Annotated in this window: 22 protein-coding genes; 8 read left to right on the forward strand and 14 right to left on the reverse strand. The window is 69.0% G+C overall.

Annotated elements, in window-relative coordinates:
* Positions 1 to 15 precede the first annotated feature (15 nt).
* From ACQP1O_RS36010 to ACQP1O_RS36045, 8 genes are all read right to left on the reverse strand, one after another.
* Positions 16 to 912 (reverse strand): metallophosphoesterase family protein, encoded by an 897-nt coding sequence (locus ACQP1O_RS36010; RefSeq protein WP_433562796.1) that lies wholly within the window; start codon positions 910 to 912, stop codon positions 16 to 18.
* On the reverse strand, positions 909 to 2624 hold the full coding sequence (locus ACQP1O_RS36015) for an ABC transporter permease (protein WP_433562797.1): 1716 nt from the start codon (positions 2622 to 2624) through the stop codon (positions 909 to 911). The genes ACQP1O_RS36010 and ACQP1O_RS36015 overlap by 4 nt, the downstream gene beginning before the upstream one ends.
* Positions 2621 to 3673, reverse strand: a complete 1053-nt coding sequence (locus ACQP1O_RS36020) for an extracellular solute-binding protein (RefSeq protein WP_433562798.1) — start codon at positions 3671 to 3673, stop codon at positions 2621 to 2623. Before ACQP1O_RS36020 ends, ACQP1O_RS36015 begins: the two co-directional genes overlap by 4 nt.
* A 40-nt stretch (positions 3674 to 3713) precedes the next feature.
* On the reverse strand, positions 3714 to 4724 hold the full coding sequence (locus ACQP1O_RS36025) for an ABC transporter ATP-binding protein (protein ID WP_433562799.1): 1011 nt from the start codon (positions 4722 to 4724) through the stop codon (positions 3714 to 3716).
* A gap of 144 nt (positions 4725 to 4868) precedes the next feature.
* Complete coding sequence (locus ACQP1O_RS36030) at positions 4869 to 7397, reverse strand: ABC transporter permease (RefSeq protein ID WP_433562800.1); 2529 nt, start codon at positions 7395 to 7397, stop codon at positions 4869 to 4871.
* Positions 7397 to 8170: an ABC transporter ATP-binding protein gene (locus ACQP1O_RS36035; protein WP_433562801.1), complete on the reverse strand. Its 774-nt coding sequence runs from the start codon at positions 8168 to 8170 to the stop codon at positions 7397 to 7399. The genes ACQP1O_RS36030 and ACQP1O_RS36035 overlap by 1 nt, the downstream gene beginning before the upstream one ends.
* Before the next feature lie 100 nt (positions 8171 to 8270).
* Positions 8271 to 9992: a serine/threonine-protein kinase gene (locus ACQP1O_RS36040; protein WP_433562802.1), complete on the reverse strand. Its 1722-nt coding sequence runs from the start codon at positions 9990 to 9992 to the stop codon at positions 8271 to 8273.
* A 207-nt stretch (positions 9993 to 10199) separates the two neighbouring features.
* Positions 10200 to 12095 carry a serine/threonine protein kinase gene (locus tag ACQP1O_RS36045; protein WP_433562803.1) on the reverse strand — a complete coding sequence of 632 codons (1896 nt, stop codon included), beginning with the start codon at positions 12093 to 12095 and terminating at the stop codon, positions 10200 to 10202.
* A 223-nt stretch (positions 12096 to 12318) separates the two neighbouring features.
* Here ACQP1O_RS36045 and ACQP1O_RS36050 point away from each other — a divergent pair, with 223 nt between their 5' ends.
* The 4 genes from ACQP1O_RS36050 (at position 12319) to ACQP1O_RS36065 (ending at position 16601) form a co-directional block, all read left to right on the forward strand.
* Positions 12319 to 13089, forward strand: a complete 771-nt coding sequence (locus ACQP1O_RS36050) for a deoxyribonuclease IV (RefSeq protein ID WP_433562804.1) — start codon at positions 12319 to 12321, stop codon at positions 13087 to 13089.
* 147 nt (positions 13090 to 13236) lie between these two features.
* A complete protein-coding gene (locus ACQP1O_RS36055) occupies positions 13237 to 14187 on the forward strand; it encodes a TauD/TfdA dioxygenase family protein (protein WP_433562805.1) in 951 nt (316 codons plus the stop codon).
* A gap of 279 nt (positions 14188 to 14466) precedes the next feature.
* Positions 14467 to 15678 (forward strand): CaiB/BaiF CoA transferase family protein, encoded by a 1212-nt coding sequence (locus tag ACQP1O_RS36060; protein WP_433562806.1) that lies wholly within the window; start codon positions 14467 to 14469, stop codon positions 15676 to 15678.
* Complete coding sequence (locus ACQP1O_RS36065; RefSeq protein ID WP_433562807.1) at positions 15675 to 16601, forward strand: hydroxymethylglutaryl-CoA lyase; 927 nt, start codon at positions 15675 to 15677, stop codon at positions 16599 to 16601. Before ACQP1O_RS36060 ends, ACQP1O_RS36065 begins: the two co-directional genes overlap by 4 nt.
* A gap of 11 nt (positions 16602 to 16612) precedes the next feature.
* Here the strand turns inward: ACQP1O_RS36065 and ACQP1O_RS36070 are convergent, their stop codons facing one another.
* Positions 16613 to 16933, reverse strand: coding sequence for a hypothetical protein (locus ACQP1O_RS36070; protein ID WP_433562808.1), 321 nt, complete (start codon positions 16931 to 16933; stop codon positions 16613 to 16615).
* A gap of 228 nt (positions 16934 to 17161) precedes the next feature.
* Between ACQP1O_RS36070 and ACQP1O_RS36075 the strand changes: the two genes are divergently transcribed.
* Positions 17162 to 17656: a hypothetical protein gene (locus tag ACQP1O_RS36075; RefSeq protein WP_433562809.1), complete on the forward strand. Its 495-nt coding sequence runs from the start codon at positions 17162 to 17164 to the stop codon at positions 17654 to 17656.
* 249 nt (positions 17657 to 17905) lie between these two features.
* Here the strand turns inward: ACQP1O_RS36075 and ACQP1O_RS36080 are convergent, their stop codons facing one another.
* Positions 17906 to 19033, reverse strand: coding sequence for an acyl-CoA dehydrogenase family protein (locus tag ACQP1O_RS36080; protein WP_433562810.1), 1128 nt, complete (start codon positions 19031 to 19033; stop codon positions 17906 to 17908).
* A 9-nt stretch (positions 19034 to 19042) separates the two neighbouring features.
* Positions 19043 to 20212: an acyl-CoA dehydrogenase family protein gene (locus ACQP1O_RS36085; RefSeq protein WP_433562811.1), complete on the reverse strand. Its 1170-nt coding sequence runs from the start codon at positions 20210 to 20212 to the stop codon at positions 19043 to 19045.
* A 228-nt stretch (positions 20213 to 20440) separates the two neighbouring features.
* Between ACQP1O_RS36085 and ACQP1O_RS36090 the strand changes: the two genes are divergently transcribed.
* Positions 20441 to 21196 (forward strand): hypothetical protein, encoded by a 756-nt coding sequence (locus tag ACQP1O_RS36090; RefSeq protein ID WP_433562812.1) that lies wholly within the window; start codon positions 20441 to 20443, stop codon positions 21194 to 21196.
* A gap of 82 nt (positions 21197 to 21278) precedes the next feature.
* On the opposite strand, the gene ACQP1O_RS36095 is transcribed toward ACQP1O_RS36090, so the two are convergent.
* Positions 21279 to 23075: a DEAD/DEAH box helicase gene (locus ACQP1O_RS36095; RefSeq protein ID WP_433562813.1), complete on the reverse strand. Its 1797-nt coding sequence runs from the start codon at positions 23073 to 23075 to the stop codon at positions 21279 to 21281.
* 272 nt (positions 23076 to 23347) lie between these two features.
* Here ACQP1O_RS36095 and ACQP1O_RS36100 point away from each other — a divergent pair, with 272 nt between their 5' ends.
* Together ACQP1O_RS36100 and ACQP1O_RS36105 are read left to right on the forward strand one after the other, a co-directional pair.
* A complete protein-coding gene (locus ACQP1O_RS36100) occupies positions 23348 to 24151 on the forward strand; it encodes a carbon-nitrogen hydrolase family protein (RefSeq protein ID WP_433567907.1) in 804 nt (267 codons plus the stop codon).
* Between the two features lie 153 nt (positions 24152 to 24304).
* Entirely contained in the window at positions 24305 to 24952 is a 648-nt protein-coding gene (locus ACQP1O_RS36105; RefSeq protein WP_433562814.1) for a phosphoribosyltransferase, read from the forward strand.
* Here the strand turns inward: ACQP1O_RS36105 and ACQP1O_RS36110 are convergent.
* Positions 24946 to 25473, reverse strand: coding sequence for a gamma carbonic anhydrase family protein (locus ACQP1O_RS36110; RefSeq protein ID WP_354833823.1), 528 nt, complete (start codon positions 25471 to 25473; stop codon positions 24946 to 24948). The two genes, ACQP1O_RS36105 and ACQP1O_RS36110, sit on opposite strands and share 7 nt — an antisense overlap.
* A 36-nt stretch (positions 25474 to 25509) precedes the next feature.
* Positions 25510 to 26232 (reverse strand): alpha/beta hydrolase, encoded by a 723-nt coding sequence (locus ACQP1O_RS36115; RefSeq protein WP_433562815.1) that lies wholly within the window; start codon positions 26230 to 26232, stop codon positions 25510 to 25512.
* Positions 26233 to 26422 lie beyond the last annotated feature (190 nt).

The following is a 26422-nucleotide window of genomic DNA, read 5'->3' on the forward strand; positions in this document are numbered from 1 at the left end:
GGCTACACGCGGTGATCATGGAAGTGCCACTGCGAAGTTGGGGTAGTTGCGGGCTGCGGCGCGGGCCGGGGCGAGGAGATGGGTGGGGGCGTTCAGGGTCCAGATCACGAGGCGGGCGGACGACGGGTAGTTGTCGAAGTGCTTCCAGATGTCGTCTTCCGTTGTGGCGGTGAGAGGTTCGCGGATGACCGGTGAGGTGTCGACGGGGTGCGCGGTGAGGGCGCCGGAAAGGCGGAGTTCGAGGAAACCACGCGGGCCCGTCTCGGATTTGCGGGCGGGGTGGGGGCTGCCGGCGTAGGAGGCCGGGCCGAGGTGGGTGCGCTGGTGGACGTGGCCCAGAGCCCAGTAGTCATAGCCATGCGCGGCCAGGGCGGCGAGAGTGGTTGGGGCGCAGGCCCGGCGGCTGTATTCGCCGGTGAGGCTGGTGTGGAGGAGGGCGATGTTGGTCGCGGCGGGGAGGGGGGCGGGGTAACCGGCGGCGAGGTCGCGGAGGTCGTCGCGGGCGGCGATGGACTGGGCGTGCAGGGCGATGCCGAGGTCGGGCCAGTGGTGGCTGACAGGGTTGTCGGCGGGGGCGAGCCAGGTCGTGGGTGGCAGCCGGAGATGTTGCGGGAGGGGGGATTCGGCGTCGTGGTTGCCCCAGATGAGGGCCACGGGGATGCCCGCATCGTGCAGGTCGGCCAGCGCCTGTTCGGCGGTGGCGAGGGCACGCGGGGTGGCTTCGTGCCGGTCGAAGAGGTCTCCGGCGAAGAGGACGCCGTCGTAGCGCTCGTCGAGAATCCTTTGCAGGAGAGCGGCGAAGGCGATGTAGGCGTCCTCGATCGGATCGATGGCGGGGCAGCCGGGATAGTCCGGGACCGCCCGCAGGCGGGCGCCCAGGTGGATGTCGGCGACGTGTGCCAGCCGGATCATCGGGTGGACCGGTCGGTGAGGCGGCGTCGCCACCATTCCAGGATCACCAGGACGACGGTCGAGCTGAGCACGCCGATCACCGTCATGGCCATGGCCTCGGCACGGTGACCCTGATCGAATTGGCCGAGAATCCACGGCGACAGCAGCGGCAGCGAGGACGGCCGCACCATCGAGGACGCGACGACCTCGCGCACGCCCAGCAGGAACGCCAGCAGCCAGCCCGCGACGAGGCCGGGGACGAGCAGCGGAATCGTGATGCGGCGCAGGATCTGCCAGGTGTTCGCACCCGCGGCGGCCGCGGCCTCCAGCAGGGTGTCGTCGATGGCGGCATAGGCGGTCTTCACCTGCTGCAACGCCATGGGCAGGGTGATGACCACATAGGCGAGCACCACCATCGCGCGCGTGTTGTACGGCGTGAGCGGCAGCCAGGGCGCGTTCCAGAAGAAGATGAAGCCGATGACCAGCACGATGGTCGGCACGGTGTCGGGCGCGATGCCGAGCAGATCGACGCCCCGCCGGGCCGCGGATCGGGCCCGCGGTACGGCATCCCGGCCGCGCCGGATGATCGCCAGGGCGCAGGCGACGGCCAGCACGGTCGTCACGGTGGCCGCGATGAAGGCCAGCACCACGCTGTTCTGCAGCGCCTCCAGCCCCCGGCCCGGACGCAGCACCCGCGCGAAGTAGTCGAAGGTGAGATTGTCCGGCGTCGGCGGCTTGGAACGCAGAATCGTCATGGCGCCCAGCAGGATCGCGATATAGGGCACCACCACCGACACCAGCAGCACCAGGCCCGGCCACAGCAGCCCGGCCGCTGTCCAGCGACCGGTCCCGACGGTGGCGCGGCGTGCGGCGCGGCCGCCGAACCCGATATCGCGGCGGCTCACCCACTGCTGCAGCCCCCACACGGTCATCCCCATCGCCAGCAGCAGGCTCGACAACGCGGCAGCCCGCGGGAAATTCAGCGGGTCGATGGTGACGTTCCCGTAGATCTCCGACACCAGCACCGGGAAGCCGATCTGATTGCCGAGCGTGACCGGCGTGCCGAATTCGCCTGCGGCGCGGATGAACACGATCAGCGCGCCCAGCGCATAGGTGGGTGTCAGCAGCGGGGCCAGCACCAGCCGCAGCCGCTGGCCGGCGGATGCCCCTGCCACCGCTGCCATTTCATCCGCGCTGGCGGGGATGGTGTCGAGCCGGTTGCGCAGCAGCAGGTACAGGAAGGTGAAGATTTCGCACGCCATGATGGCCGCCATCCCCACCGGGGTCTCCACCACCGCGCGCAACCCCGCGCCGAACGGCCCCAACCACCGCTCGGCGAGACCGTTGACGCGGGTGAAGTCCAGCCACGCCATGGCCGCCACATACGGCGGGGTGAGGAACGGGACCATGACGGCGATGTCGATCCATCGGTGCCGCCGCAGCGGCGTCCACGACATGAGGAAGGCGAGCGGCGCGGCCATCACGGTGGCGATGACCACGACCAGCACACCCAGCAGCACCGTATTGCCGACGATCCGCAGATTCGCCGATTCGGTGAGCTGCCCGAGCGCGGACGGCCGCCCGTCGTAGCCGGTCACCGCCCGGATGAGCACCGCCACCAGCGGCGCGGCCACACCGACCAGCAGCAGCGCCAGCAGGGCGTAGACCCCGCCGCCGGTGTGCGGACGGGTGGCCGCACTACCGGGTGCGGCCTCGTCGAGGCGTGCGGTCACGCCGCGCCCAGATAGCGCTTGGTGAATTCGGCGAGCACGTCGCTGCCACTGCTCTTCACCTGGTCCCAGGTGAACGAAAGCTGCTTGACGTCCTCGTATTTGCGCGTGCCGTCGGCGACGGGCACCTCGGGCCGCGCCGGAATCATCTTGTGCGCGGCCGAGATCTGCTGGCCCTGCTGGGCGAACATGAAGTCCAGGAACGCCTTGGCCGCTGCCGGGTTCTTGGCGGTCTTCAGCACGAACACCGGGCGCGGGGTGATGGTGGTGCCCGAGGACGGCGAGATCACCTGCAGCGGTTCGCCCTTGGCGATGGCGTCGTAGGCGGAGTAGTCGACGCCGCCGAGGATCACGGCATGCGATCCGGCGGTGACATCGTCCAGGGCCGGACCGTTCGCCCCGTGCACCACCATGCCGTTGGCGAAGAGCTTGTCGAACAGCTCCCAGGTCTTGTCCTTGCCCCAGGCCGCGACCATGGCGGCGATCAGGTCACGGGCGGTGCCGGATTCGCGCGGGTCGGGCATGATCACCTTGCCCTTGTAGTCCGGCCCGGCCAGATCGGCCCAGTCCTGCGGGCGGGTGGTGATGGCCTTGGTATTGACCACCAGCGTCAGCACCGAACCGTCGCGGCCGACGAAGGCGTCGTCCTTGCCGGCCCAGCCGACTCGGATCTGGTCGGATCCGGCCGGGCGGTAGGGCAGGGTGCGGCCGTCGGCGGCGTACTTCGCGGCCGGGCTCCAGGAGGCCAGGTACGCGATATCGGCCTGCGGATTCGCCCATTCGGCATCGAGTTTCGCGGTGATCTTGCCGGTCTCACCCGCGAAGACGTTCACCTTCACGCCGGATGCCTTGGTGAAGGCGGCGACCAGGTCGTCGGTGAGTTCCTGCGGGTTGGCCGAGTACAGGGTGAGTTCGCCCGACAGGCCCGCCGGGGCGGTCCAGGTGCTGGTGACCGCGGTCTTCGCGGTGTCATCGGCGGCCGATCCGCAACCGGCGAGCACGAGCGCCGACACGAGCGTGGCCGCGGCGAAAGCGCGACGGGACATCGACATTTCGGGGATTCCTTTCGAAAAAGCCTGGTGGAGAGCGGGTTCAGGCGGCGGGGGTGAAGACGTCGTCTGCCCGCACCGCCAGCCGCAGTTCGGTCCCGGCCGCGTGCGCGCGCCGGTCCGGAACCGTCCAGAGCCGGTCGACGCCGTCGACCGCGCAGCGCAACTGGTATGCGCCGCCGGTGAAGACGGATGACCGGACCGTCCCCGACAAGGTCACTTCATCCGGTGCGGCGGGCGTCTCGCCGAGGACCCGCACGGCCTCGGCGCGGACACCGCCACCGGATGGCAGCGGATTGAAGGTGCCGACGAACTCGGCCACGAACAGATCGGTGGGCCGGTGATACAGCTCCTCCGGACTACCGTGCTGCAGCACGCGCCCGGCCCGCATCACCACGATGCGGTCGGACATGCTCATCGCCTCCGCCTGATCGTGGGTGACGAAAACCGTGGTGAGACCCAATTCCGTGGTCAGCGAGCGAATCTCGGTGCGCAGCTGCTCCCGCAGCGCGGCATCCAGCGCCGACAGCGGCTCGTCCATCAGCAGCAGGCTCGGCCGCGCCACCAGCGCCCGGGCGATGGCCACCCGCTGCTGCTGCCCGCCGGACAACTGATGCGGCATCTTCTCCGCCGCCGCGGCCAGCTCGACCCGCGCCAGCGCCTCGGCCACTCGCTGCCCCGCCTCGGCGCGCGCGACACCGGTAACCCGCAGCGGGAACCCGACATTCGCCGCGACAGTCAGATGGGGCCACAGCGCCAGATCCTGGAACACCATCCCCAGACGCCTGCGCCGCGGCGGCACGAATTCGCCCCGCCCGACATCGCAGACCACCTCGTCGCCGAGCCGAATCCGCCCTTGCTGCGGCCGATCCAACCCCGCCAGCAGCCGCAACAGCGTGGACTTCCCACACCCGGACGGCCCCAGCACCGACACGAACTCCCCCGGCTCGATCACCAGATCGGTGGGCAGCAAACCGGTCCCGTCCGAATAGGTACGGCTCAGTTCCTCCAGGACGACCCGCGTCCCGAGTCCCTCCCCGGCCACAGCAAACATGGCGGCTGACAGTAGGCAGCAAATCTGACTTCTTCGGGCGCACAGGATGAACGCCCGATGACAACTCGCCTCAGCCCCCGCAGCGGAGACGATCCGGGCCCCTCAGGATCGAAATCCCGAGGGGCCCGGATCGGTCCGGAGTGCTCACAGGTCTGCGATGGCGGCCAGTGGGGGTGTGCGGGCGGCTCGCACGGCGGGCCAGAGGGCGGCGAGGACGCCGACCACGCCGGAGGCGAGGAGCATGAGCACGATTTGGGTCCAGGGCACGGCGATGGTTGCGATGCCCAGGTCGGCAAGGGTTTTGAGGAAGCCTACGCCGAGGGCGAGGCCGAGGATGACGCCTACCACCGCGCCGAAGATGGCGATGAGCATGGATTCGAGGTAGATGCTGCGGCGGACCTGGGCCCGCTGCATGCCCACCGCGCGGAGCATGCCGATTTCGCGGCGGCGTTCCACCACCGACAGGGCCAGCGTGTTGACGATGCCGAGGATGGCGATGACCACCGCCAGCGCCAGCAGGCCGTAGAGGATGGCCAGCAGGGTATCGATCTGTTTACCCTGGGCGCCCTTGAAGTCGTTGCGGTCCAGGACCTGGACGATGACGTACTGCTCGGTGGCCTTCTCCAGGTTCTTCCGCATGGCGGGGAGGTCGGCGCCGGGCTGCGCGGCGACCAGGACCAGGAAGCTGGACTGGTAGCTGACCGGGACCGTCTTCTGGTACAGGGCCATGGGGGTGACCATGTTCTGCAGCAGCTGGGTGTCCTTGTAGATGCCCGCGACGGTGACCTTGAACTTCTTGTAGTCCATGCTGGAGATCTCGACGCTCTCGCCGAGCTTCCAATCATGGTCGGAGGCATAGGTTTCCGACACCATGATGTCGTCGTCGCCGAGCTGGTCGGTGCCCTGCTCCACGGTGTAGTTGAGCACCTTGGCCATCGGCCCCTCGGGCGCGGTGCCGATCACCTGCTTGCCGTCGACCTTCAGGGCGACACCATGGAAGGCCACCACGTCCTTGACCTGCGGCAGCTGCGCGACGGTGGCGGTGGCGGCAAGCGGGACGCCGATGATCCCGCCGGGCGGCCCGGCCAGGATGTAGTCGGCCTTCACGCCCTTGTCGACCAGGTCGCTCACACTGGCCTTGGCCGAGGAGCCGAGCATGCCGATGGCAGACACCAGCATCAGGCCCAGGGTCAGCGCGAATGCCGTCGCGGCGGTCCGGCGCGGATTGCGAATCGCGTTGTTGCGCGCCATCCTTCCGACCGGACCGAACGGCCGCACCAGCAGACCCAGCCCGGTCACCACCGGTCGCGACAGCGCCGGGGAGGCGAACAGCACCGCGAAAATCAGTGCGGCAGCGCCGATTCCGACCACCGTGGCCGCACTGCCGCCGGTGCCGCGCGCACCCAGCACCACCAGCACCGCGCCGGCCACCGCCAGCACCGCGCCGATAATGGTGCGCAGCCGCAACGACTCTCCGGCCGAGTTGGACTCCGAGCGCATCGCCTCCACCGGCGGCACCTTGGCCGCCCGCCGCGCCGGCGCGTACGCACTGAGCACCGTCACCACGGTGCCGACGCCGAGGGCAACGAACACGGTGCGCGGCTCCAGCGACATGGTGCCGGTGGGCAGACCCAGCTTGAAGGCATTCAGCAGCCCGGACAGTCCGAAGGCCAGGCCGACGCCCGCCGCCAGACCCAGTGCGCTGCCGATCAATCCGACGATCAGCGACTCCCCCACCACCGACCGCGAGATCTGCCCGCGGCTCGCGCCGACCGCGCGCAGCAGCGCGAGCTCGCGCAGCCGCTGCGCCACCAGCATCGAGAAGGTGTTGTAGATGATGAACGTGCCCACCAGCAGCGCGATGGACCCGAACGCCAGCAGGAAGTAGTTGATGAACTTCAGCGCATTGCCGAGCTGCGCCTTGAAGTCGTCACGCACCTGCTGGGCGTCCTGCACCTTGTAGTCGGGCAGCGCCGCCTTGATCCGATCGCGCAGATCATCGGCCTTCAGCCCGGGCTGGGCCGCGATGTCCACGTACGCCACGTGCAGGCCGTCGGTGAAGAGCTGGCGGGCCTGCGCATCCTCGAACTGCAGCGAGATGAACCCACCGGTATTGGAGGCCTCGATGTCGTAGATGCCGGAGACGGTGACGTCGATATTGCCCTTGGACGGCACCAGCACCGTGGTGTGGTCGCCGACCTTCAGCCCGGCCCGCTCCGCACCGCCCTTGTTGATGGCGACCTGACCCGGCTGGGCGGGCGGCACGCCGTCGATGAACTTGTCCGGCTCCGCCACCGACTTGCCCGGCGGCAGATACGACTGCCCGAAACTCGGTGCGCCACCGGTCTGCACGGCGTGCCCGTCCTTCAGCAGCACCACCGGGCCATTGACGCTGGGCGCGACGGTCTTGACGCCGTCCAGGTGGGAGAGCTTGTCCACCACGTCGTTCGGTACGCCGAGCGACTGCTGCTCCTTGGGCTGCACTCGCACGTCCACGCCCTTGGCCTGGGAGGCGAAGATGCCGTCGAAGGTGCTCTGCAGCGTGTCGGTGAAGATGAAAGACCCTGAGATGAAGGCGGTTCCGAGCACCACCGCCAGCACGGTCAGCACCAGGCGCACCTTGTGCGCGGCGAGATTGCGCAAGGCGACCTTGCGCATCGGAGAGGCAGCCATCAGAGGGTCTCCAGCGACTTCATCTTGTCGAGCACGGAATCGGCGGTGGGCTCCCGCAATTCGTCCACGATCTGGCCGTCGGCGAGGAAGACGACCCGGTCGGCGTAGGAGGCCGCGCGCGGATCGTGGGTCACGATCACCACCGTCTGCCCGAACTCGTTGACCGCCGCGCGCAGGATGTTGAGCACCTCACCGGAGGAGTGCGAGTCCAGATTGCCGGTCGGCTCGTCACCGAAGATGATGTCCGGCTTGCCCGCCAGCGCACGAGCACAGGCCACGCGCTGCTGCTGACCTCCCGAGAGCTCGGCGGGCCGGTGGGTGAGCCGGTCGCCCAGGCCCAGGCGCTTGACCACCGTCGCCAGCCACTCCTCGTCGGCCTTGCGGTTCGCGATGTCCAGCGGCAGCGTGATGTTCTCCAGCGCGGTCAGCGTGGGGACCAGGTTGAACGCCTGGAAGACGAAGCCGATGCGGTCGCGGCGCAGCGTGGTCATCTGCTTGTCCGAGAGCTTGGTCAGGTCGGTGTCACCGATGTGGACCGCGCCCGCGGTGGCGGCATCGAGACCGGCCAGGCAGTGCATGAGGGTCGACTTGCCCGAGCCCGAGGGGCCCATGATGGCGGTGAACTCGCCCTTCGCGAACTCGGCCGTCACCCCGTCCAGTGCACGAACCTGTGTGTCGCCCGATCCGTAGATCTTCACAAGATCGGTCGCTCGGGCGGCGACCGCGGCCGTGCTCTGCTCGAGCGTGGCGGATTCCGAGACGTTCGAAGTCATGATGTCCAGTGTGTCTAGGTTCTGGGATGGACGCCATCCGGGATGTCCCCGACGACGATGTCCTCACAGACTCCACACGAACAGTCGCGTCGAACAGCCCTCAATTGATGGGGGCGGACCGCCACCAATCCAGCAACTGGTCGTCGGTGGCGAGGAAACCGGTGCTGTACATCAGGAAAGCGTGCTTGCCGTCCTGGGAGTGGAACTCCGTCACCAGGCGTGGACGCAGCAGGGCGCTGTCGCTGAGCTGGTAGTTCGTGTACAGGTTGCCGCGCACCTTGACGTCGGAGCGGGAAAACCCGGACAGAGTGTTCAGGGCTTCCTCGGCATCGGTGGCCGAGCGGTACATGACGAACCGGTAGCTCGGGTGGCCGACACCGCCCGCACAGTTCCAGGCCACCGCCCAGTTGCCCAGGTCGGGATCGCCGGATCCGGTGTCGGGCGGGGGCGCGGAATGCTGGTAGGTCGTGCAGGCCGCGCCCTGGTAGCCGGTGCCGGAGTTCGAGTCGGCGTTCGGGTCGGACTGCGGCAGCATCTGCGGGAAGCGCTGGCTGAGCACCTGCGCGTCGGCGCCGGAATGCTCCGGGATACCGGCGGCGGGATCGGTGGTCTCGGTCGGGGTCGGCTCGTCGTCGGTGGTCGGCGTGGGCGCCTCGGAGGTGGTTGCCGGGCTGTGCGAGGTCCCATTCCGATCCAGCGCGGCCAGACAACCGCCGACCGCCACCAGCGGCAGCACCACGACGGCCGCCGCACCCAGTAGGCAGCCCCGCAGCTTCGAACGCTTCTTCCGCGGCGGCGCCGGACGCGGCGCGGGCGGGGCCGGCGCGGGCGCCTGGGCGGTGTAGCGCATGGTCGCGGGCGGCTGCTGTCCGGGAACGAGATTCGGATCGACACCGTGCGGGGTCGTCGGCGCGGGACCGAATTGCCCTGGCGCCGCCGGTGATCCGCCGGACTGCGCAACGAACGGCGAGTGCGCCACCACGGTGGCCCCGGCCGGATTCTCCAGCGCCTGCTGGGCCGCCGCGGCGAACTCACCGCACGAATCGAACCGCCCCTCAGGGTGTTTGGCGAGCGCACGGGCCAGCACGGCGTCCAGCGCCTGCGGCAGCCCGGCCCGCAGCGCGCTGACCGGCGGCGGCGCCTGGTTGAGGTGACCGTGGATGATGCCCACCGGATGTTCGGCGGCGAATGGCACGTCCCCGGTCAGCAACCGGAACAGCGTGCAGGCCAGCGAATACTGATCCGAGCGCGGATCCAGCGGCTGACCCGAGAGCTGCTCCGGGGAGGCGTAGGTCAGCGTCGCGGTGAACGAGCCGGTCTGGGTCAGCTTGGTGGCGTCGTCGCGCAGGCGGGCAATGCCGAAGTCCGCCAGGAAGACTCGCTCCTCGCCGTCCAGCCGTTCGAGCAGGATGTTGGCGGGCTTCACATCCCGGTGCAGCACGCCGCGTCGATGCGCGAAATCCAGGGCCCGCGCGGTCTCGGCGATGATCTGGATCGCTTGACGCGGCGGCAGATTCGCGGCCTCCAGCTGGGACGCGTCGGGACCGTCGATGTAGCGCATGACGATCCACGGCTGCGCGTCGTCGATGCCGCGGTCGTAGACCGGCACGATATTGGGGTGATCCAGCCGTGCGACGAGATCACCCTCACGCTCGAACCGCCGCCGGATCTCGATATCGCCGAATACGTCCCGGCTCAGCAGCTTCAGCGCGATCAACCGGGGCAGACGGGGGTGCCGGGCCAGATACACCGACCCCATGCCGCCGCGGCCGAGTTCGCGTTCGATCTCGTAACCCGCGAACACTTCCCCAGCGCGCAGCACAACTTCCCTTTCTGTATTTTTTGCCCTCCGCTTCGCTCCGGGCGGGTTCGCGGCCCTGGAGGTCTCGTTCTTCCCTCCTCCGCTCCCCGCTCCAAGGCGGAGGTCTATTCCAGCCGCAGTCCGGAACGAGACGGGCCGCGAACCGGATACTGGGCCGACCCTAGCCTGATCAGCTTCGGGATTCGAATATGCGAGGTCAGCGAGCGGTCAGTTGATGGGGGCGTTCTTCCACCACTTCAGGACCGGATCGAGGCTGCCGGTGAGGCCGTCGGTGTACATGAGGTACTGGGTGCGGTTGTTGTCGCCGGTGAAGGCGGTCACCAGGCGCGGGTGGCTGTCGTCGGTGAACTGGTAGTTGGTGTAGGTCTTACCGCCGTTCGCGTCCTGCGACTTGGTGTCCGGGGTCAGATCGCTCAGGACGGTCTGCACGGTGGCGGCCGAGTCGTAGGCGAAGATGCGGTAGAAGGGGTCGTTGTTGTTGCTGCCGCCGTAGCAGCGCCACTGCACCTTCCAGTCGCCGAAGTCCGGGGTGCCGTCGGTGGCGTCGGAGGAGACCGGCGAGTCGGCCACCCAGCAGGTCGCGCCGTTGTAGCCCTTGCCGCCGGACTTGACGGCGGGCAGCAGCTTCGGGAACTGCTTGGCCGCGACCGACCAGTCGATCTGCTGGGCGCCCCCGGGCGCCGCGCCCGCCGAGGTGTTCACGACACTGCCCGGCGCGCCACCGGCCTTGGTGCCGCCGGCCTTGCTGCCCGCCGCCGCGATCACCGCGACCACCACGATGAGCAGCACCACCACCGCCAGCACAATGCCGATGATGAGGCCGGTATTCGACTTCGCCGGCTCCGCCTGCCGCTGCGACCCCACCGGCGCGACCGGCGGACGCTGCGGCTGACCCGGACTCGGATAGGTATAGGACGGCGCCTGGGTGTACTGATTGGTCCCGCGTCCGGTGTAGTTACCGGTGACCGGCTTGGGCGGGGCCGGATTGACCTGTGTCGGAGCCGGATACGGCACCGCCGGGGACGGCGGCGCGGTCTGCGGACGCGGGCCCGCGGTCGGCATGGGCGCACCGGTCATCGGCACACCGGTCGGGTACGCGCCTCCGGTCACCGGATTGCCGGTCGGCATGGCACCACCCGTATACATGGGCATACCGGTCGGCATGCCACCCGCGGTCGGGGACGGCGCCACCGGGTTCGGCCCGCCGGTGTACGGCATGACCGGCATCGGCGGCGACGTGCGCTGCACCAGCGGAATGGCCGGCGCGCTCGGATTGGCCAGGGCGCGACGGGCGGCGGCCGCGAAGTCGCTGCAGCTGGCGAAGCGATCCTCGGGACGCTTGGCCATGGCCTTGGCGATCACCATGTCCAGGCTCGGCGGCAGCCCGGAACGTGCACTACCCAGCGGCGGCGGCGGATTCTGCAGATGCCCCTGGATGACGGCCGCCGGATTGGTCGCCGAGAACGGACCGGACCCGGTGAACAGCCAGAACAGCGTGCAGGCCAGCGAATACTGGTCGGAGCGGCCGTCCAGCGCGGAGCCGGTCAGCTGCTCGGGCGAGGCGTAGGCCAGAGTCGCGGTGAACGTCCCGGTCTGGGTCAGGTGGCCGCTGTCGTCGCGCAGCCGCGCGATACCGAAGTCGGTCAGGTACACCCGCTCGCCCTTACCGCCGGTGGAGCGGGCCAGCAGGATATTGGCGGGCTTCACATCCCGGTGCAGCACCTCGTTGCGGTGCGCGTAATCCAGGGCGTCGGCCATCTCGGCGACGATCTGCACGGCCCGCTCGGGCGGCAGCGTCTGCGGATTCACGCTGGCGGCATCGATGCCGTCGATGTACTGCATGGAGATCCACAGCTGGCCGTCCTCGAGCCCGCGGTCGTAGACGGTGACAATATTGTGGTGGTCCAGTTGCGCGACCAGGTCGGCCTCGCGCTCGAAGCGTGCGCGGACCTCCTTGTCGAAGACCATCTCCCGATTCAGCAGCTTGAGCGCCGTCATCCGCGGCAGCCGCGGATGCTTGGCCAGGTACACCGAACCCATGCCACCCCGGCCGAGCTGCCGTTCGATGACATACCCAGCAAAAACGTCACCGTTGGACAGCATGACGATCTCCCACTTCCCATTCCACGTGCCGGGACCCACCAGCGCGCGAGGTACCACAGACGATCGGCGTGATCGTTCGGGCCGATCCGAAAACACCGAAACTGTAGCCGATTCGCGGCCTACCGAACTATCTACGCGCGGCCCGCTAACGCAACACTCAACGTTTGCTTATCGCTGCAGGTGACCCGTCCGCGGTGTCGGGGGTCGGGGATACGCTGGCCGCATGCGCATTGGAGCTCACGTCCGAATGGACAGCGACCCGATCGGCTTCGGCGAGAAGCTCGGGGCCGACGTCATCCAGATGTTCGTGGTGGATCCGCAGAGCTGGGACAAGCCCCAACCCCACCCGCGGGCCGAGGAGATCAAGGCCAGCGATATCGACCTGGTGGTGCACTCCTCCTATCAGATCAATGTGGCCAGCCTGAACAACCGGCTGCGCATGCCCTCGCGCAACGCGGTGGCGCAGCAGGCCAAGGCCGCCGCCGAGCTGGGCGCCTTCGGGCTGGTCGTGCACGGCGGCCACGTGCGGTCCGACGAGGAGATGGCCGAGGGATTCGTCAACTGGCGCAAGCTGTTCGAGCGGCAGCAGGACAAGGGCGGATTCGCGGTGCCCATCCTCATCGAGAACACGGCCGGCGGAAATCACGCCATGGCACGGTATTTCGACGATATCGGGCGGCTGTGGGACGCGGTCGGCGACTTCGGGGCCGGATTCTGCCTCGACACCTGCCACGCCTGGGCGGGCGGTGAGGAACTGGTCGGGATCGTGGAGCGGATCAAGGGGATCACCGGGCGCATCGACCTGGTGCACCTGAACTCCTCGCGGGACGCCTTCGATTCGGGCGCGGACCGGCACGCCAACTTCGCCGACGGGACCATCGACCCGCAGTTGCTGGCCGAGGTGTGCCGTACGGCCGCAGCGCCGGTGATCCTGGAGACCCCCGCCGAGGGTGTCGCCGACGACCTGGCTTATCTCCGCGAACACCTCGGGTAGTTCTCCGCGAACGCCTCCGGTAGTGCGGGGCGTTAGCTCACGAGCCTTTCGATCCGGCTGATCCTGAACCTGTTTCACCGGACGCCCCGATGGTGTGCTGGTCACGGCTCGAATCCGGGCCGGACTCCATCGGGCGAAAGGCATTGCATGTCCGTCGATTACGCAACATCCAACCTCACTGTCGTGCAGCTGGGCAGCAAGATCGGCGCGCGCATCGACGGCGTGCGACTGGGCGGCGATCTGGATTCGGTGACCGTGCAGGCCATCCAGGACGCACTGCACAAGCACAAGGTCATCTTCTTCCGCGGCCAGGAGCACCTGACCGAGGACGGGCAGTACGAGTTCGCGCAGCTGCTCGGCGCGCCGACCACCCCGCACCCGACCGTCACCTCCAAGGGCGTCAAGACGCTGCCCATCGACTCCGAGTACGGCCGCGCCAACAGCTGGCACACCGACGTCACCTTCGTGGACCGGATTCCGAAGGCGTCCATCCTGCGCGCGGTGCACCTGCCGTCCTACGGCGGCTCCACCACCTGGGCGTCGACCGTGGCGGCCTACGACTCGCTGCCCGCGCCGCTGCGGGCCCTGGTCGAGAACCTGCGCGCCCGCCACACCAACGCCTACGACTACGCCGCCGACCGCACCGAGGTCGCGCGCGGCGAGAACGCGCAGGTGACGGCAAATATCAAGGCCTACCGCGAGGAATTCGAGTCCACCTACTACGAGACCGAGCACCCGGTGGTGCGCGTGCACCCCGTCACCGGCGAACGCGCGCTGCTGCTCGGGCATTTCGTGAAGAACTTCGTCGGCTTCTCCGCCGCCGAATCACAGGCCCTGTTCCAGCTGCTGCAGAACCGCGTCACCCGGTTGGAGAACACCACCCGCTGGAACTGGCAGCTCGGCGATGTGGCGATCTGGGACAACCGCGCCACCCAGCACTACGCCATCGACGACTACGACGGCCAGCCCCGCCGCCTCACCCGCATCACCCTGGCCGGCGACGTCCCGGTCGGTGTGAACGGAGAAACCAGCACCATCATCACCGGCAATGCCGAGCACTATTCGATCATCGAGGAGGTCGCACCCCGCGCCGCCTGAAGCTGTGTTCGATTTGCCCTCCGCTTCGCTCCGGGCGGGTTCGCGGCCCTGAAGGTCTCGTTCTTCCCTCCTCCGCTCCTCCGCTTCGCTCCCCCGCTCCAAGGCGGAGGTCTATTCCAGCCGCAGTCCAGAACGAGACGGGCCGCGAACCGACAGAGCGGTCCGAACTTTCGTGGAGTCGTTGTAGGTTCCGCAATCGGCACGCCGGTGCAACTGTCCTCTCGACCGTCGCACCGGCTTCGCCGTTTTCGGGATACGCCCATCGTGCAGACTGTGGGCATGGAGATTCGGCCGCTCGACGGCGTTCGGGTTCTGGAACTGGGCAACTATGTGGCCGCGCCGACGGCCGGACGGATTCTCGGGGACTTCGGGGCCGAGGTGATCAAGGTGGAGCGGCCGAAAACCGGTGATGAGCTGCGGAATTGGCGGCTCTACGGCGGTGACACCTCGATGCTGTACCGGACGGTCAACCGGAACAAGAAGTCCATCACGCTGGATCTGCGCACCGAGGCCGGACGCAGGATCGTGCTGGATCTGATCGAGCAGTGCGATGTGCTACTGGAGAACTTCCGGCCCGGGATGCTCGAGAAGTGGGGCCTCGGGCCCGAGGTGCTCAACGAGGCCAACCCGAATCTGGTCATCACCCGCATCTCCGCGTACGGCCAGACCGGTCCGCTCGCGCAGCGGCCCGGCTTCGCGGCGGTGGCCGAGGCGGTCGGCGGGTTGCGCGAACTCGTGGGCGATCCGGACCGGCCGCCGGTGCGGGTCGGCGTGTCCATCGGCGATTCCATTGCCGGGATCTACGCCGCGTTCGGCACCGTGATGGCACTGTTCCAGCGCGAGCGGGTGCAGCGGATTCCCTTGGAGCAGCGCGTCATCGACGTGGCGCTCAACGAATCCATCCTGTCGGTCATGGAATCCCTGGTGCCCGACTATCTGGCCTACGGCATCAATCGCGAACGCGTCGGCGGGCGCATGGAGGGCATCGCGCCCAGCAATGCCTATCCGTGCAGCGACGGCACCAGCATCATCATCGGCGGCAATGGCGACGCCATCTTCCAGCGGTACATGCAGGTCATCGACCGCCCGGACCTCGCCGCCGATCCGGAGCTGCAGGACAATGCCGGACGCTGGCGCCACCGCGAGCGGCTGGACGCCTCGATCGCCGAGTGGACACGGGTGCGCACTCGTGAGGAGGCGCTGCGGGTGCTGGAGGCGGCCGCCATTCCGTGCGGGCCCATCTACACCGCCGCCGACATCGTCTCCGACGAGCAGTACCGGGCGCGCAATATGATTCAGCCCTTCCGGGTGGACGTGGGCGAGCCCGAGCCCAAGGAGGTCGGCTTCCCGGGCATCGTCCCCGTGATCGGCGGCCGATCGCTGCCCATCCGCAATGTCGGCCCGGACCTCGGTGAGCACACCCGCGAGGTGCTCACCGGCCTGCTCGGCCTGACCGACGCCGATATCGATGCCCTGGAGGCGAACTCATGACCCTGCGCGATGTCACGCTGCGCGACGGCCTGCAGCTCACCGGGAAAGTGCTGCCCACCGAGCGCAAGGTCCAGATCGCGCGGCAGCTGCTGGCGCTGGGCGTGCCCGAGCTGGAGATCGGATCCATGGCGCGCCCGGATCTGGTGCCGCCCATGGCCAATACCCTCGAGCTGGTCGCCCAGCTCACGCCCGCGGAACTGGAACGCTGCTGGGTCTGGGTGGCCACACCCAGGCACGTGGCGCGGGCCGCGGAGGCCGGCGTGCGCAATTTCCAGTACTGCTTCTCGGTGTCGGATGCGCACAACAGGGCCAATATCGGCCGCACCACCGAGGACAGCCTGGCCGCCATGCCGGAGGCCGTGCGGCTCGCGGCGGAGGCCGGCGGGCGCATTCAGCTCTGCCTGGCAACGGCTTTCACCTGCCCGTTCGACGGGCCGGTGGATCCCGTGCGAGTCCTGGCCATCGCCACCGATCCGCGCACCGAGGGGTCGGCGGACATCGTGGTGGCCGATACCCTCGGCCAGGCGCATCCGGGTCAGGTCGGCGCGCTCATCGGGGCGGTGGCCGCGACCGGGCACTGGGGAACTCCGCAGCACCGCATCGTCTTCCACGGTCACGACACCTGGGGCATGGGCGTCGCGAATTCCCTGGCGGCCCTGGCCGCCGGCGCGGCCGTGGTGGACGGTTCGCTGGGTGGGCTGGGCGGCTGCCCGTTCGCGCCGGGCGCCTCCGGCAACACCTCGAGCGAGGATCTGCTGTTCGCTACCCGTCCGGAATGGTTTGTCCCGTCGGTATTGTCGGATCTGGTGGGGATTTCCGAAGAGTTGCTGACGGAACTCGGTGAGCCCAACCGCTCCCGGACGATCGAGGGTGCGCGGTCCGAAGCCGAAGCATTCGAATGGGTAATTGCCGCAAATGATTAATTCGCGGAGAATTAGCCAGCGTGTGCGTCGGCCCGAAGTTTGAGCAGCACCAAACCCGCGGTGCAGGCGAGAATCAGTCCGGCGACGGTGATTTCGACGCGTAGTCCGGCAATGCCGAGCACCGCGCCGCCGAGCCCACCCAGGAAGATCAGCCAGGCGACGACGCGGGCCAGGATTGCCGACATCCGCAGCCCGGGAGCCGCGGGTTCTCCCGCACGCGCCGATGCGCGCAGCGGAGATGCCGAAAAAGCACCCATCATCCACTCCTCGATGACGCCCGCCGGGTCTCGCGATTCTTCGGCGCGCCCCTCGGCAAATTTCGAGCGTCTCACGTGTAACTTTGGACACACATTACGGCTCCGCAACGGAAAGTCCATACGACACGAACCCAAAACGCGGCGAGTTTACTAATTCGATATCTGAATCATGGCTGTTTGAGATATTTCCGAGGCCTACGGAATCGCCTGCGCCGTCCGATTATTGAACCGACCACCCGCCTGGCCCCGCCCCGCGGCCTCCGTTAGGGTGAGCCCACTCGACACGAATCAGGAGTGCCACCAATGGACGGCAGCAACGCCGGCGCGGACGAGCGCGGCCTCACCCCGCTGCGTCACCTGCCCAAGCCCGTGGCGGGCGCCGCCGCGGCGGTCGGCGTGGTGTCGGCCGGGCTCATTCTCCTGGGCGCCTGCGGCCTCGGGCACAACGACACCTACGTCGCGCCGCCGCCGCTGAACGCCGATCTGCAAGCGGCGCCGGTGACTTCGACGAACAGCAGTGCGAGCACCACGCCCGCCGTCGTCATCCCGCCGTCCCCCACCTGGCGGGTGGCCGCCGACCAGCCCTCCCGGCGCGCGCCGATCTCCACCATCACCGGCACCCCGGAGGACCCGGCCGCGGACCCGAGTGCGAGCATCCGCTCCACCCCGTCGCGGCCCACCACCACGCGCCCGGCCACCGAAAGCCCGCGCGCCACAACCGAACTCCCGGTCACCACGGTCATGCCGACCGCCCTCCCGACCACGGATCACCCGGCCTCGGACAACTCCGACGGGTAGCGCGGCCGATCCCCACCGAGCGCTCCGGTCGCCGTCTTCGACCGGAGCGCCCTTCTCGTCACCGAGCTGGTGCACCTGCCCCGGGGGCGGGCGGGCCCGCCCCACCCGTCCCCGACACCGGAATTCCAGCTTCGCGCCCTGCCCCGCCGAGAGCAGGAGCATGCCGAGATCCACTGCGCACCAGTGAATTCTGCGTCGGTCGATGCGCCCCACTCCGGGTGGAGCGGGGCGCGGCCTCGGTGCTGCGGGTCAGAACTCCACGAGGGTGTAGTCGCCCACGCGGTCGGTGAGGACGCGCAGGTGTTCCAGGTCGCCGCCCAGGGTGCGGGCGATGGCGGTGAGGCGGGCCACGTAGTGACTGACCGGGTATTCGGTCGTGATGCCGATACCGCCGTGCATCTGGATGGACTCCTGGCCGATGTGGCGGGCGGAGCGGCCGACCTGCAGCCGGGCGCGCGATGCCGCCACCCGGTCGGCGGAACCGTCGGCGACGGAGGCCGTGGCGTACAGGCTCATGCTGCGCGCGAGTTCCAGGGACACATACATATTGGCGGCACGCTGGGTCAGGGTCTGGAACCTGGACAGCGTGACGCCGAACTGCTTGCGCGTCTTCAGGTATTCGGCGGTCAGCCGCAGGGCCTCCTCCATCGCACCGAGGGATTCGGCGCACAGGCTCGCCTGCGCCGCCACCTCCACCGCGTCCACCACCGGCTGCGCGTCGCCGCCGTCGCCGAGGAGTTCGGCCGTGGCGGAGGCGAATTCGAGCTGCGCACCGCGGCGCTCGTCGAAGGTGCGGTAGGGGGTCCTGGTGACACCCTCGGCGTCGGCCGCGATCAGGAACAGGCCGATGCCGCCGCCGGTAAGGGCGGCGCTGACCACCAGCTGATCGGCGCAGTCACCGTGCGGGACGGGGTTCTTGACGCCGGTGACCCGATAGCTGTCGCCGTCGCGGACCGCGGTGGTGGCCAGTTCGGTTGCGGGCCATCGGGTGCCGGGCTCCTCGTGCGCGAAGGCCAGCAGGATCTCACCGCCGGCCAGCGCGGGCAGCACGCGCTGCCGCTGGTCGGCGGTGCCGGCGCGGGCCACCAGCCCGCCGGGTACCAGCACGGCGTCGAGGAAGGGTTCGGGCGCATTGCGGCGGCCGATCTCCTCCATGACCACCATGGTCTCGACCGGGCCGGCGCCCGCGCCGCCGTCCTCCTCGTCGAAAGCCAGTCCGAGGACGCCCAATTCGGCGAGCTGCCGCCAGACGTCGCGGTTCCAGCCGAGGTCGGTGTCGGTGACCTTCAGGCGGGTCTCCGGGTCGTAGGCGCGGCCCAGCAGATCCCGGACCGTGTCACGCAGCATGACCTGTTCATCGGTGAGTTCGAAATCCATGGCGGCGGCTCACAATCCGAGAATGGTGGAGGCGATGATGGTGCGCTGCACCTCGCTGGAGCCTCCGTAGATGGTGGTCTTGCGGAAGTTGAGATAGCCGGGACCGCTGCGCTGCGCCCAGCCGGGCGAGGCGATGTCCCCGGCGTTCACCGGCAGCGCGTCCGGCCCGGCGACGTCCAGCAGCAGCTCGGTGGCGGCCTGCTGCAGCTCCGAACCGCGCAGCTTCAGCACCGAGGAGGCCGGATTCGGCTTGCCGTCATTGGAATTGGAGACCACGCGCATGAGCGTGAGCTCCAGCGCCAGCAGCTCGTTCTCGATCTCGGCCACGCGCGCGGCGAACGCCGGGTCCTCGAGCAGCGTGCCGCTGCCCGAACGGATCTGCGCCGCATACTCTTTCGCGACGCCCAGCTTCACCTTGGTGCGGCCCACACCGGTGATGCCGGTGCGCTCGTTGCCGAGCAGGAACTTGGCGTAGGTCCAGCCCATGTTCTCCTCGCCGACCAGCTGATCGGCGGGCACCCGGACGTTCTCGAAGAAGACCTCGTTGACCTCGTGGTGGCCGTCGATGAGCTTGATCGGCCGGATGGTCACGCCGGGGGTCTTGACGTCGAAGAGCAGCATCGAGATACCGGCCTGCTTCTTGACGGTCGGGTCGGTGCGCACCAGGCAGAAGATCCAGTCGGCGTACTGGGCCAGGGTGGTCCAGATCTTCTGTCCGTTGACGATGTAGGAGTCGCCGTCGCGCACCGCCGTGGTGCGCACCGCGGCCAGGTCCGAGCCCGCGTCGGGCTCGGAAAAGCCCTGGCACCACCAGATGTCGAGATTGGCGGTGGCCGGCAGGAAGCGCTGCTTGAGCTCCTCGGAGCCGAACTGGGCGATGACCGGGCCGATCATCTGGGCGTTGAAGGTGAGCGGCTCCGGCACGGAGGCGAGCTGCATCTCGTCCTCCCAGATGTGCAGCTGCATGGGCGACCAGTCGCGGCCGCCCCACTGCACCGGCCACTTGGGCACGGCCAGGCCGTTCTCGTTGAGGATGCGGTGGGTGGTGACGATGTCATCGCGAGAGAGCTCGAGACCGTACTTCATGCGGTCTCGGATCTCCGCCGGGATCTTGGTCCGATAGACCTCGCGCAGGTCGTCCCGGAATTTCACCTCATCGGGTGAGAGGGCCAGCTTCATTGCTTCTCCCGAGCGTCGCTGTGATGTCGCCATCAAACTTACCCCCCGGTAATGGTCTGATTGTCACCCGGATCACACCGATCGGACGGCCCGTGGTGCTCAGCTCGCAGCGCCTCGACATCCCGGCTCTCGAGCTGGGCTGGTAGGTTGCCCAGAAATCCGATACCCGAATTCCGGGACGTCGGGCTGTTGTGGCTCGGCGAGAATATCGACGCAGGAGCAGCACGAGTGAACGGTTGGACTCTGTCCCGGCGCGCCCTGGCGGTTGCCGCCCTCACGGCCGCGGCCACGGTCGGCGCGACCAGCGCGGCCACCGCCGACCAGCCGGAGACGCCCGTAGCGACCGGCATCGACCAGCTCACCCAGGCCGTCGGCGACAATGCCGCCGGCCGGGCCGCGGTCGCCGACATTGCCAAATCGGCCCAGCTGATCGCCGCCGCGAAGCTGGAAAACGTTCAGTTCACGCCGTTCTCGTACCTGGCGCCCACCCTCGGCTGCGGCTTCAACATGCCGTTCAGCCTGACCTCGGCGATGGCCGTCACCGGCATCACCGGTCCCAACGCCTCGGTGTCGCTGCCGCCGGGCAAACTCAGCTTCCAGGTCATGGCGCAGCAGAACGGTTTTCCGACGGCCTCCGGCCTGAGCGTGGCCTGGCTCAATGTGAACAACGGCCGCAGCGGCATCACCGCCCTGGACGACCAGACCGAGTACAACCTGCCCTCGCTGTCGAAGACCGTCGACGCCGGCGCGGGCACCGTCGTCGCCTCGCTGTGGGGCACCATCGACTACCCGGGCGCGCGCTGCGTGGTGCTGCCGACCGTCGGCCTGTTCACCGTGTCCGACACCCCGCCCGCCCAGCCTGCCGCCCCCGCCACCCCGGACGCCTCGGCCCCGACCACCCCGGACGCCTCGGCCCCGACCACCTCGGCCGCCCCGGCGGCCCCCGCACCAGCCCCCGCCGCGGGCGCGCCCGGAACCAACTGACCTACGGCAACGCCGCACCCTCGAAAACGCAACGCCCGCATCCCTTTCCGGATGCGGGCGTTGATCGTTTCGAGCGGCGGGCTCAGAACCGCGGCTTGCGCCGAATGTCCGGGCGCTTGCCCTCGCGGCGCGGGGCGCGGCTCATGGAGCGCCCTCCGGGCGGGCCCTGGTCCAGCTGGAGATCGATGAGCTGACCACTGATCCGGGTTCGGCTCAGAGCATTCAGGGTTTCCTTGGACAGGTCGGCCGGCAGCTCCACCAGCGAGTGGTCCGGACGGATGCTGATGTGGCCGAAGTCGCTGCGGCGCAGGCCACCCTCATTGGCGATGGCGCCCACGATCGCGCCGGGGGCGACCTTGTGGCGCTTGCCGACCGAGATGCGATAGGTGACAAGCTCCGCGCCGGTCTGACGATGCCGGGACGGGCCGCTGGGCTCGCGACGCTCGCGGGGACCGCGGTCGCGATCGTCGAAGGAACGCGGGGCGCGTTCGCGGCGCTCGCGCGCCGTCGGCTCCGGATCGGGCTCCATGAAGAAGTTGTCGCCGTCGTGACCGCCCACCGCGAGCGCCGCGGCGATGTCCACCAGCGGGATATTGTGCTCCCGCTCGTAGTCCTCGATCAGCTTGCGGAACAACGGCAGATTGGCCGAGGTCAGATTCTCGGTGATGGTGTCGCCGAACTTCTGCACGCGCTGCGCGTTCACGTCCTCGACGCTGGGCAGCTGCATCTCGGTGACCTGCTGGCGGGTGGCGCGCTCGATGGCGTCGAGCAGCCGGCGCTCGCGCGGGGCCACGAACAGCAGCGCCTCACCGGAGCGGCCCGCGCGGCCGGTGCGGCCGATGCGGTGCACGTAGGACTCGGTGTCGTGCGGGATGTCGTAGTTGACGACGTGCGAGATGCGTTCCACGTCCAGGCCGCGCGCGGCCACGTCGGTGGCGACCAGGATGTCGAGCACACCGGACTTGAGCTGGCCGATGGTGCGCTCACGCTGCGCCTGCGCGATGTCGCCGTTGATGGCGGCCGCGGAATACCCACGCGCGCGCAGCTTTTCGGCCAGCTCCTCGGTGGCCTGCTTGGTGCGCACGAAGATGATCATGGCCTCGAAGGATTCGACCTCGAGGATGCGGGTCAGGGCGTCCAGCTTGCGCTGGTACGACACCAGCACCCAGCGCTGGGTGATGTTGGTATTCGTCGAGGTCTTCGCCTTGACCGTGATCTCGGTCGGGTTCTTCAGGTACTGCTTGGAGATCTTCCGGATGGCCGACGGCATGGTCGCGGAGAAAAGCGCGACCTGCTTCTCGTCGGGCGTGTCGGCGAGGATGCGCTCGACATCGTCCTGGAAGCCCATCTTGAGCATCTCGTCGGCCTCGTCGAGCACCAGGTACTGCAGCTGCGACAGGTCCAGGGTGCCGCGCTCGAGGTGGTCGATCACGCGGCCCGGCGTGCCGACGACCACCTGCGCACCGCGCTTCAGACCGGACAGCTGCACCGCGTAGTTCTGACCGCCGTAGATGGGCAGCACATGCAGGCCGGGCATGTGCACCGCGTAGCGGCCGAACGCCTCGGCGACCTGGATGGCCAGCTCCCGGGTCGGGGCCAGCACCAGCGCCTTCGGGGCCTTGCCGGTCATCTCGATGCCCATGAGGATCGGAATGGCGAAGGCCGCGGTCTTGCCGGTACCGGTCTGGGCCAGGCCCACCACGTCCGCGCCGTCGAGCAACGGCGGAATCGTCGCCGCCTGGATGGGCGACGGCGATTCGTAGCCGACATCGGCGATGGCCCGCAGAATGCGGTCATCGATACCCAGATCAGCGAAGGACGGGCCGGAAACGTCCCTCTCGTCGTCAGTGGGAACGCTGTCGGCCGGTGAGGTACTCATTGCCACGGATTTTACTGCCTGCTAGCTGCGGGCTTGACCATCGGGTGAATACCCTGGGGGTCGTGCAACCGGACAACCCGCCCGCGCCCGCCGCCACGACGCCCTCGAGTTCCGTGTCCGGACTCGGAAATCCCGAACCCGCCCCCGTCCGCAACTACGTCACCGCAACCCTGGCCACCGCCGATGCGGGCAGCTCGGGAGCAGTGGTGACGGCCGTGCACGAAACGGCCGCCGCGCCGGAGCGACCCGCCGGGACCGAACCGGCCGGGTCGGTGGATGTGGCGGTGGTGCAGTTCGATCCGTACACCGACACCGTGGCCAATCTCACCGCTCTGCGCGCGGAGGTCGAGGCCGCCAGCGAACTCGGAGCGAAGGTGGTGGTGGCGCCGGAGTACTCGATGTTCGCCACCAAGCGCCTCGACGATCGGGTGCTGGCCGCCGCGGAACCGCTGACCGGACCGTTCGTCACCGGATTGCGTGGTATCGCAGCCGAATTCGGAGTGCACGTGGTCGCGGGCGTGGTCGAGTCCGGCGGCCCGGACCAGCCCGCCGGGCACGTCTACAACACCCTCGTCGCCGCCTCCCCCGATGCCGAATTCGCGGCCGTCTACCGGAAGGTGCACCTGTACGACGCTTTCGGATCGCGCGAATCCGATCTGCTCATCCCCGGCCCGCTGGACCAGTCCCAGACCTTCACCGTGGACGGCGTGGTGTTCGGGCTGCAGACCTGCTTCGATCTGCGCTTCCCCGAAGGCATTCGCCGGCTGGCCGCCGCGGGCGCGCACGTGCTGCTGCTGCCCGCCCAGTGGATTCCCGGCCCCGGCAAGGTCGACCAGTGGACCACGCTGCTGCGTGCCCGGGCCATCGAGAACACCATGTACGTCGCCGCCGCCGACCAGGCCGCGCCGCGCGGGTCCGGCACCTCGATGATCATCTCCCCCACCGGCGCGGTGCTGGCCGAGCTCGGCGACCAGCCGGGCATCGCCACCGCCCATATCGACCTGCACCACCTCACCGAGGTCCGCACCACGAATCCGAGCCTCGCATTACGCCGCTACACGATCCGCGGAGAGTAGAGACACCCACGGGTTCGCGGCCGTCTCGATTCTGGACCGCGGCTTGATAGACCTCCGCCTTGGAGCGACGGAGCGCAGCGGAGGGAAGAATCGAGACCTCAAGGCCGCGAACCCTGCCCCGGAGCGAAGCGGAGGGGCAAAATAGACAGAGCGATGATCTATTCGGATCGGGCGGCCGCGGGGCGCGCGCTGGGTGGGGTGCTGGGGCACCTGCGCGCGGCGGATCCGCTGGTGCTGGGGCTGCCCCGGGGCGGGGTGCCGGTGGCCGTCGCGGTGCGCGACGTGATCGGCGGCGACCTCGATGTGCTGCTGGTGCGCAAGCTCGGGGTGCCGTGGCAGCCGGAACTGGCGATGGGGGCCATCGGGGAGGACGACGTCCGGGTGCTGAACTACGACGTCGTGCGGCATACCGGGGTGACGCCCGATCAGCTGGCGGACATCGAGATCGTCGAGCGGGCCGAGCTGGAGCGCCGCCGCCGGATACTGCGGGCCGGGCCGCCGATCGACCTGAAGGATCGGACCGTGGTGATCGTGGACGACGGCATGGCGACCGGCGCGACCGTCGCCGCCGCCTGCGAGATCGCCGGGCTGCACGAGCCGCGCCGGGTGGTGGTGGCGGTGCCGGTGTCGTCGGTCGAAGCGCTGCACCGGATCCAGGAGATCGCCGACGAGGTGGTGTGCCCGCTGGTGCCGCGCGCCCTCGGCGGGGTGGGCGGGGCCTACCGGGACTTCCATCAGCTCACCGATGCGGAAGTGGTGAAGCTGTTGCGCCCCACCGCTTCCCGGGATTCGGATCAGTGAACCTCGGTGATGCCCGTGCGGTGTCGCTGCGCGAGGTCGGCGTAGAAGCTCGGATTGGTCTTGACCCACAGTTCGGCCGGCGTGCCCGCGAGCGGCTTCTTGACCTGGGCGGGTGAGCCGGCGGCCAGCACGCCGTCGGGAATCTCCTGCCCCGGGCCGACCAGCGAGTGCGCGGCGATCATGACGCCGCTGCCGATCTTGGCCATGTCCAGGACCGTACTGCCGTTGCCCACAATCGATTCCGCGCCCAGCGTCGCGCCGTGGAACACCACCGAGTGCGCGATCGTCGAACCCGCGCCGATCTCCACGGTGACATCCTGCGGCACGTGGATCACCGCGTTGTCCTGCACGTTCGCGCGTTCCCGAATGATGATGGGCGCCAGGTCCGCGCGCAGCACCGCGCCGTACCAGACCGAGGCGCCGGCCTCGACGCGCACATCGCCGATCAGGGTCGCGGTGGGCGCGATGAACGCGGTCGGATCGACCGTCGGGCGCTTGCCTTCGAATTCGTAGAGGGGCACGCCCTCACCGTAATCCTTCGGACCAGCGCGAATCCCTCAGACCAGCGAGCGGGCCTGCACGAACTCGACGATCTCCGTGGTGACCTCGGCGTGCGCGGGCTCGTGCAGCAGGTCGTGGCCGGCATTGGGGTAGGTGTGAAAACGCGCGCCGACCTGGGCCGACCACTCCCGCACCGGTTCCACCGGCGCCCGGCGATCGTCCGCGCCGTGCACGATCAGCACCGGCAGGCCCTCGGGCAGCCGCGGTCCCGGCCAGTCCGACTCCTGCTCGGTCGCCAGTGCCGCGCGTGAGCGCGAACCGCCCTGGGCGCGAGCACGATTCGCGGGTTCGGCACCGCGGGCGGACTTCGGGGACCTGCCCTCCAGCACCGCCTTGGGCGTCCCGCACAGCACCAGTCCGGCGAAGTCGCCCGGCTGTGCGTCGCGCAGCACGGCCAGGGTGGTGGCCGCGCCCAGGGAGTGACCCATCAGGAACGGGGTGGAAGTCGCGTGCGCGTGCACCTGGTCCAGGAACAGCCGGGCGTCGGCGGCCAGCTCGTGGATCGTGCCCGGCCTTTCGGGATCCCCTTCGCTGAGACCGTGCCCGGAGGTGTCCAGGGCCCAGAGTTCGATGCCGCGGGCGGCCAGCGCCCGCGCGAATCGGTGGTAGTGCGCGCTGTGCTGCCCGATTCCGGGTAAGAACGCCATGACGGCGTGTGCGTCATCGAGCTGCCATCGGCGGTAGTGAAGGCGGCCGCGAGCGCCCGCTAGGTAGAGCATCGGCAGATTGTGACAGACGCGCAGGGGTTGCGGGGCCGCCCGAAACAAGCGACTGGCGAGTAACGAGCGAACCTGCCGGACAGCGACGCGCCCCAGGCGGTCCGCGGGGGGCGACACGCCGGAATCGCGATGCGATTTCTGGCGTCCGACCGGGCCTCGAGCCGCTGTCGGCGGCTGCGGCGCGCGCGAG

It is taken from the genome of Nocardia sp. CA-151230 (genome assembly GCF_050942175.1).
Lineage (GTDB): Bacteria > Actinomycetota > Actinomycetes > Mycobacteriales > Mycobacteriaceae > Nocardia.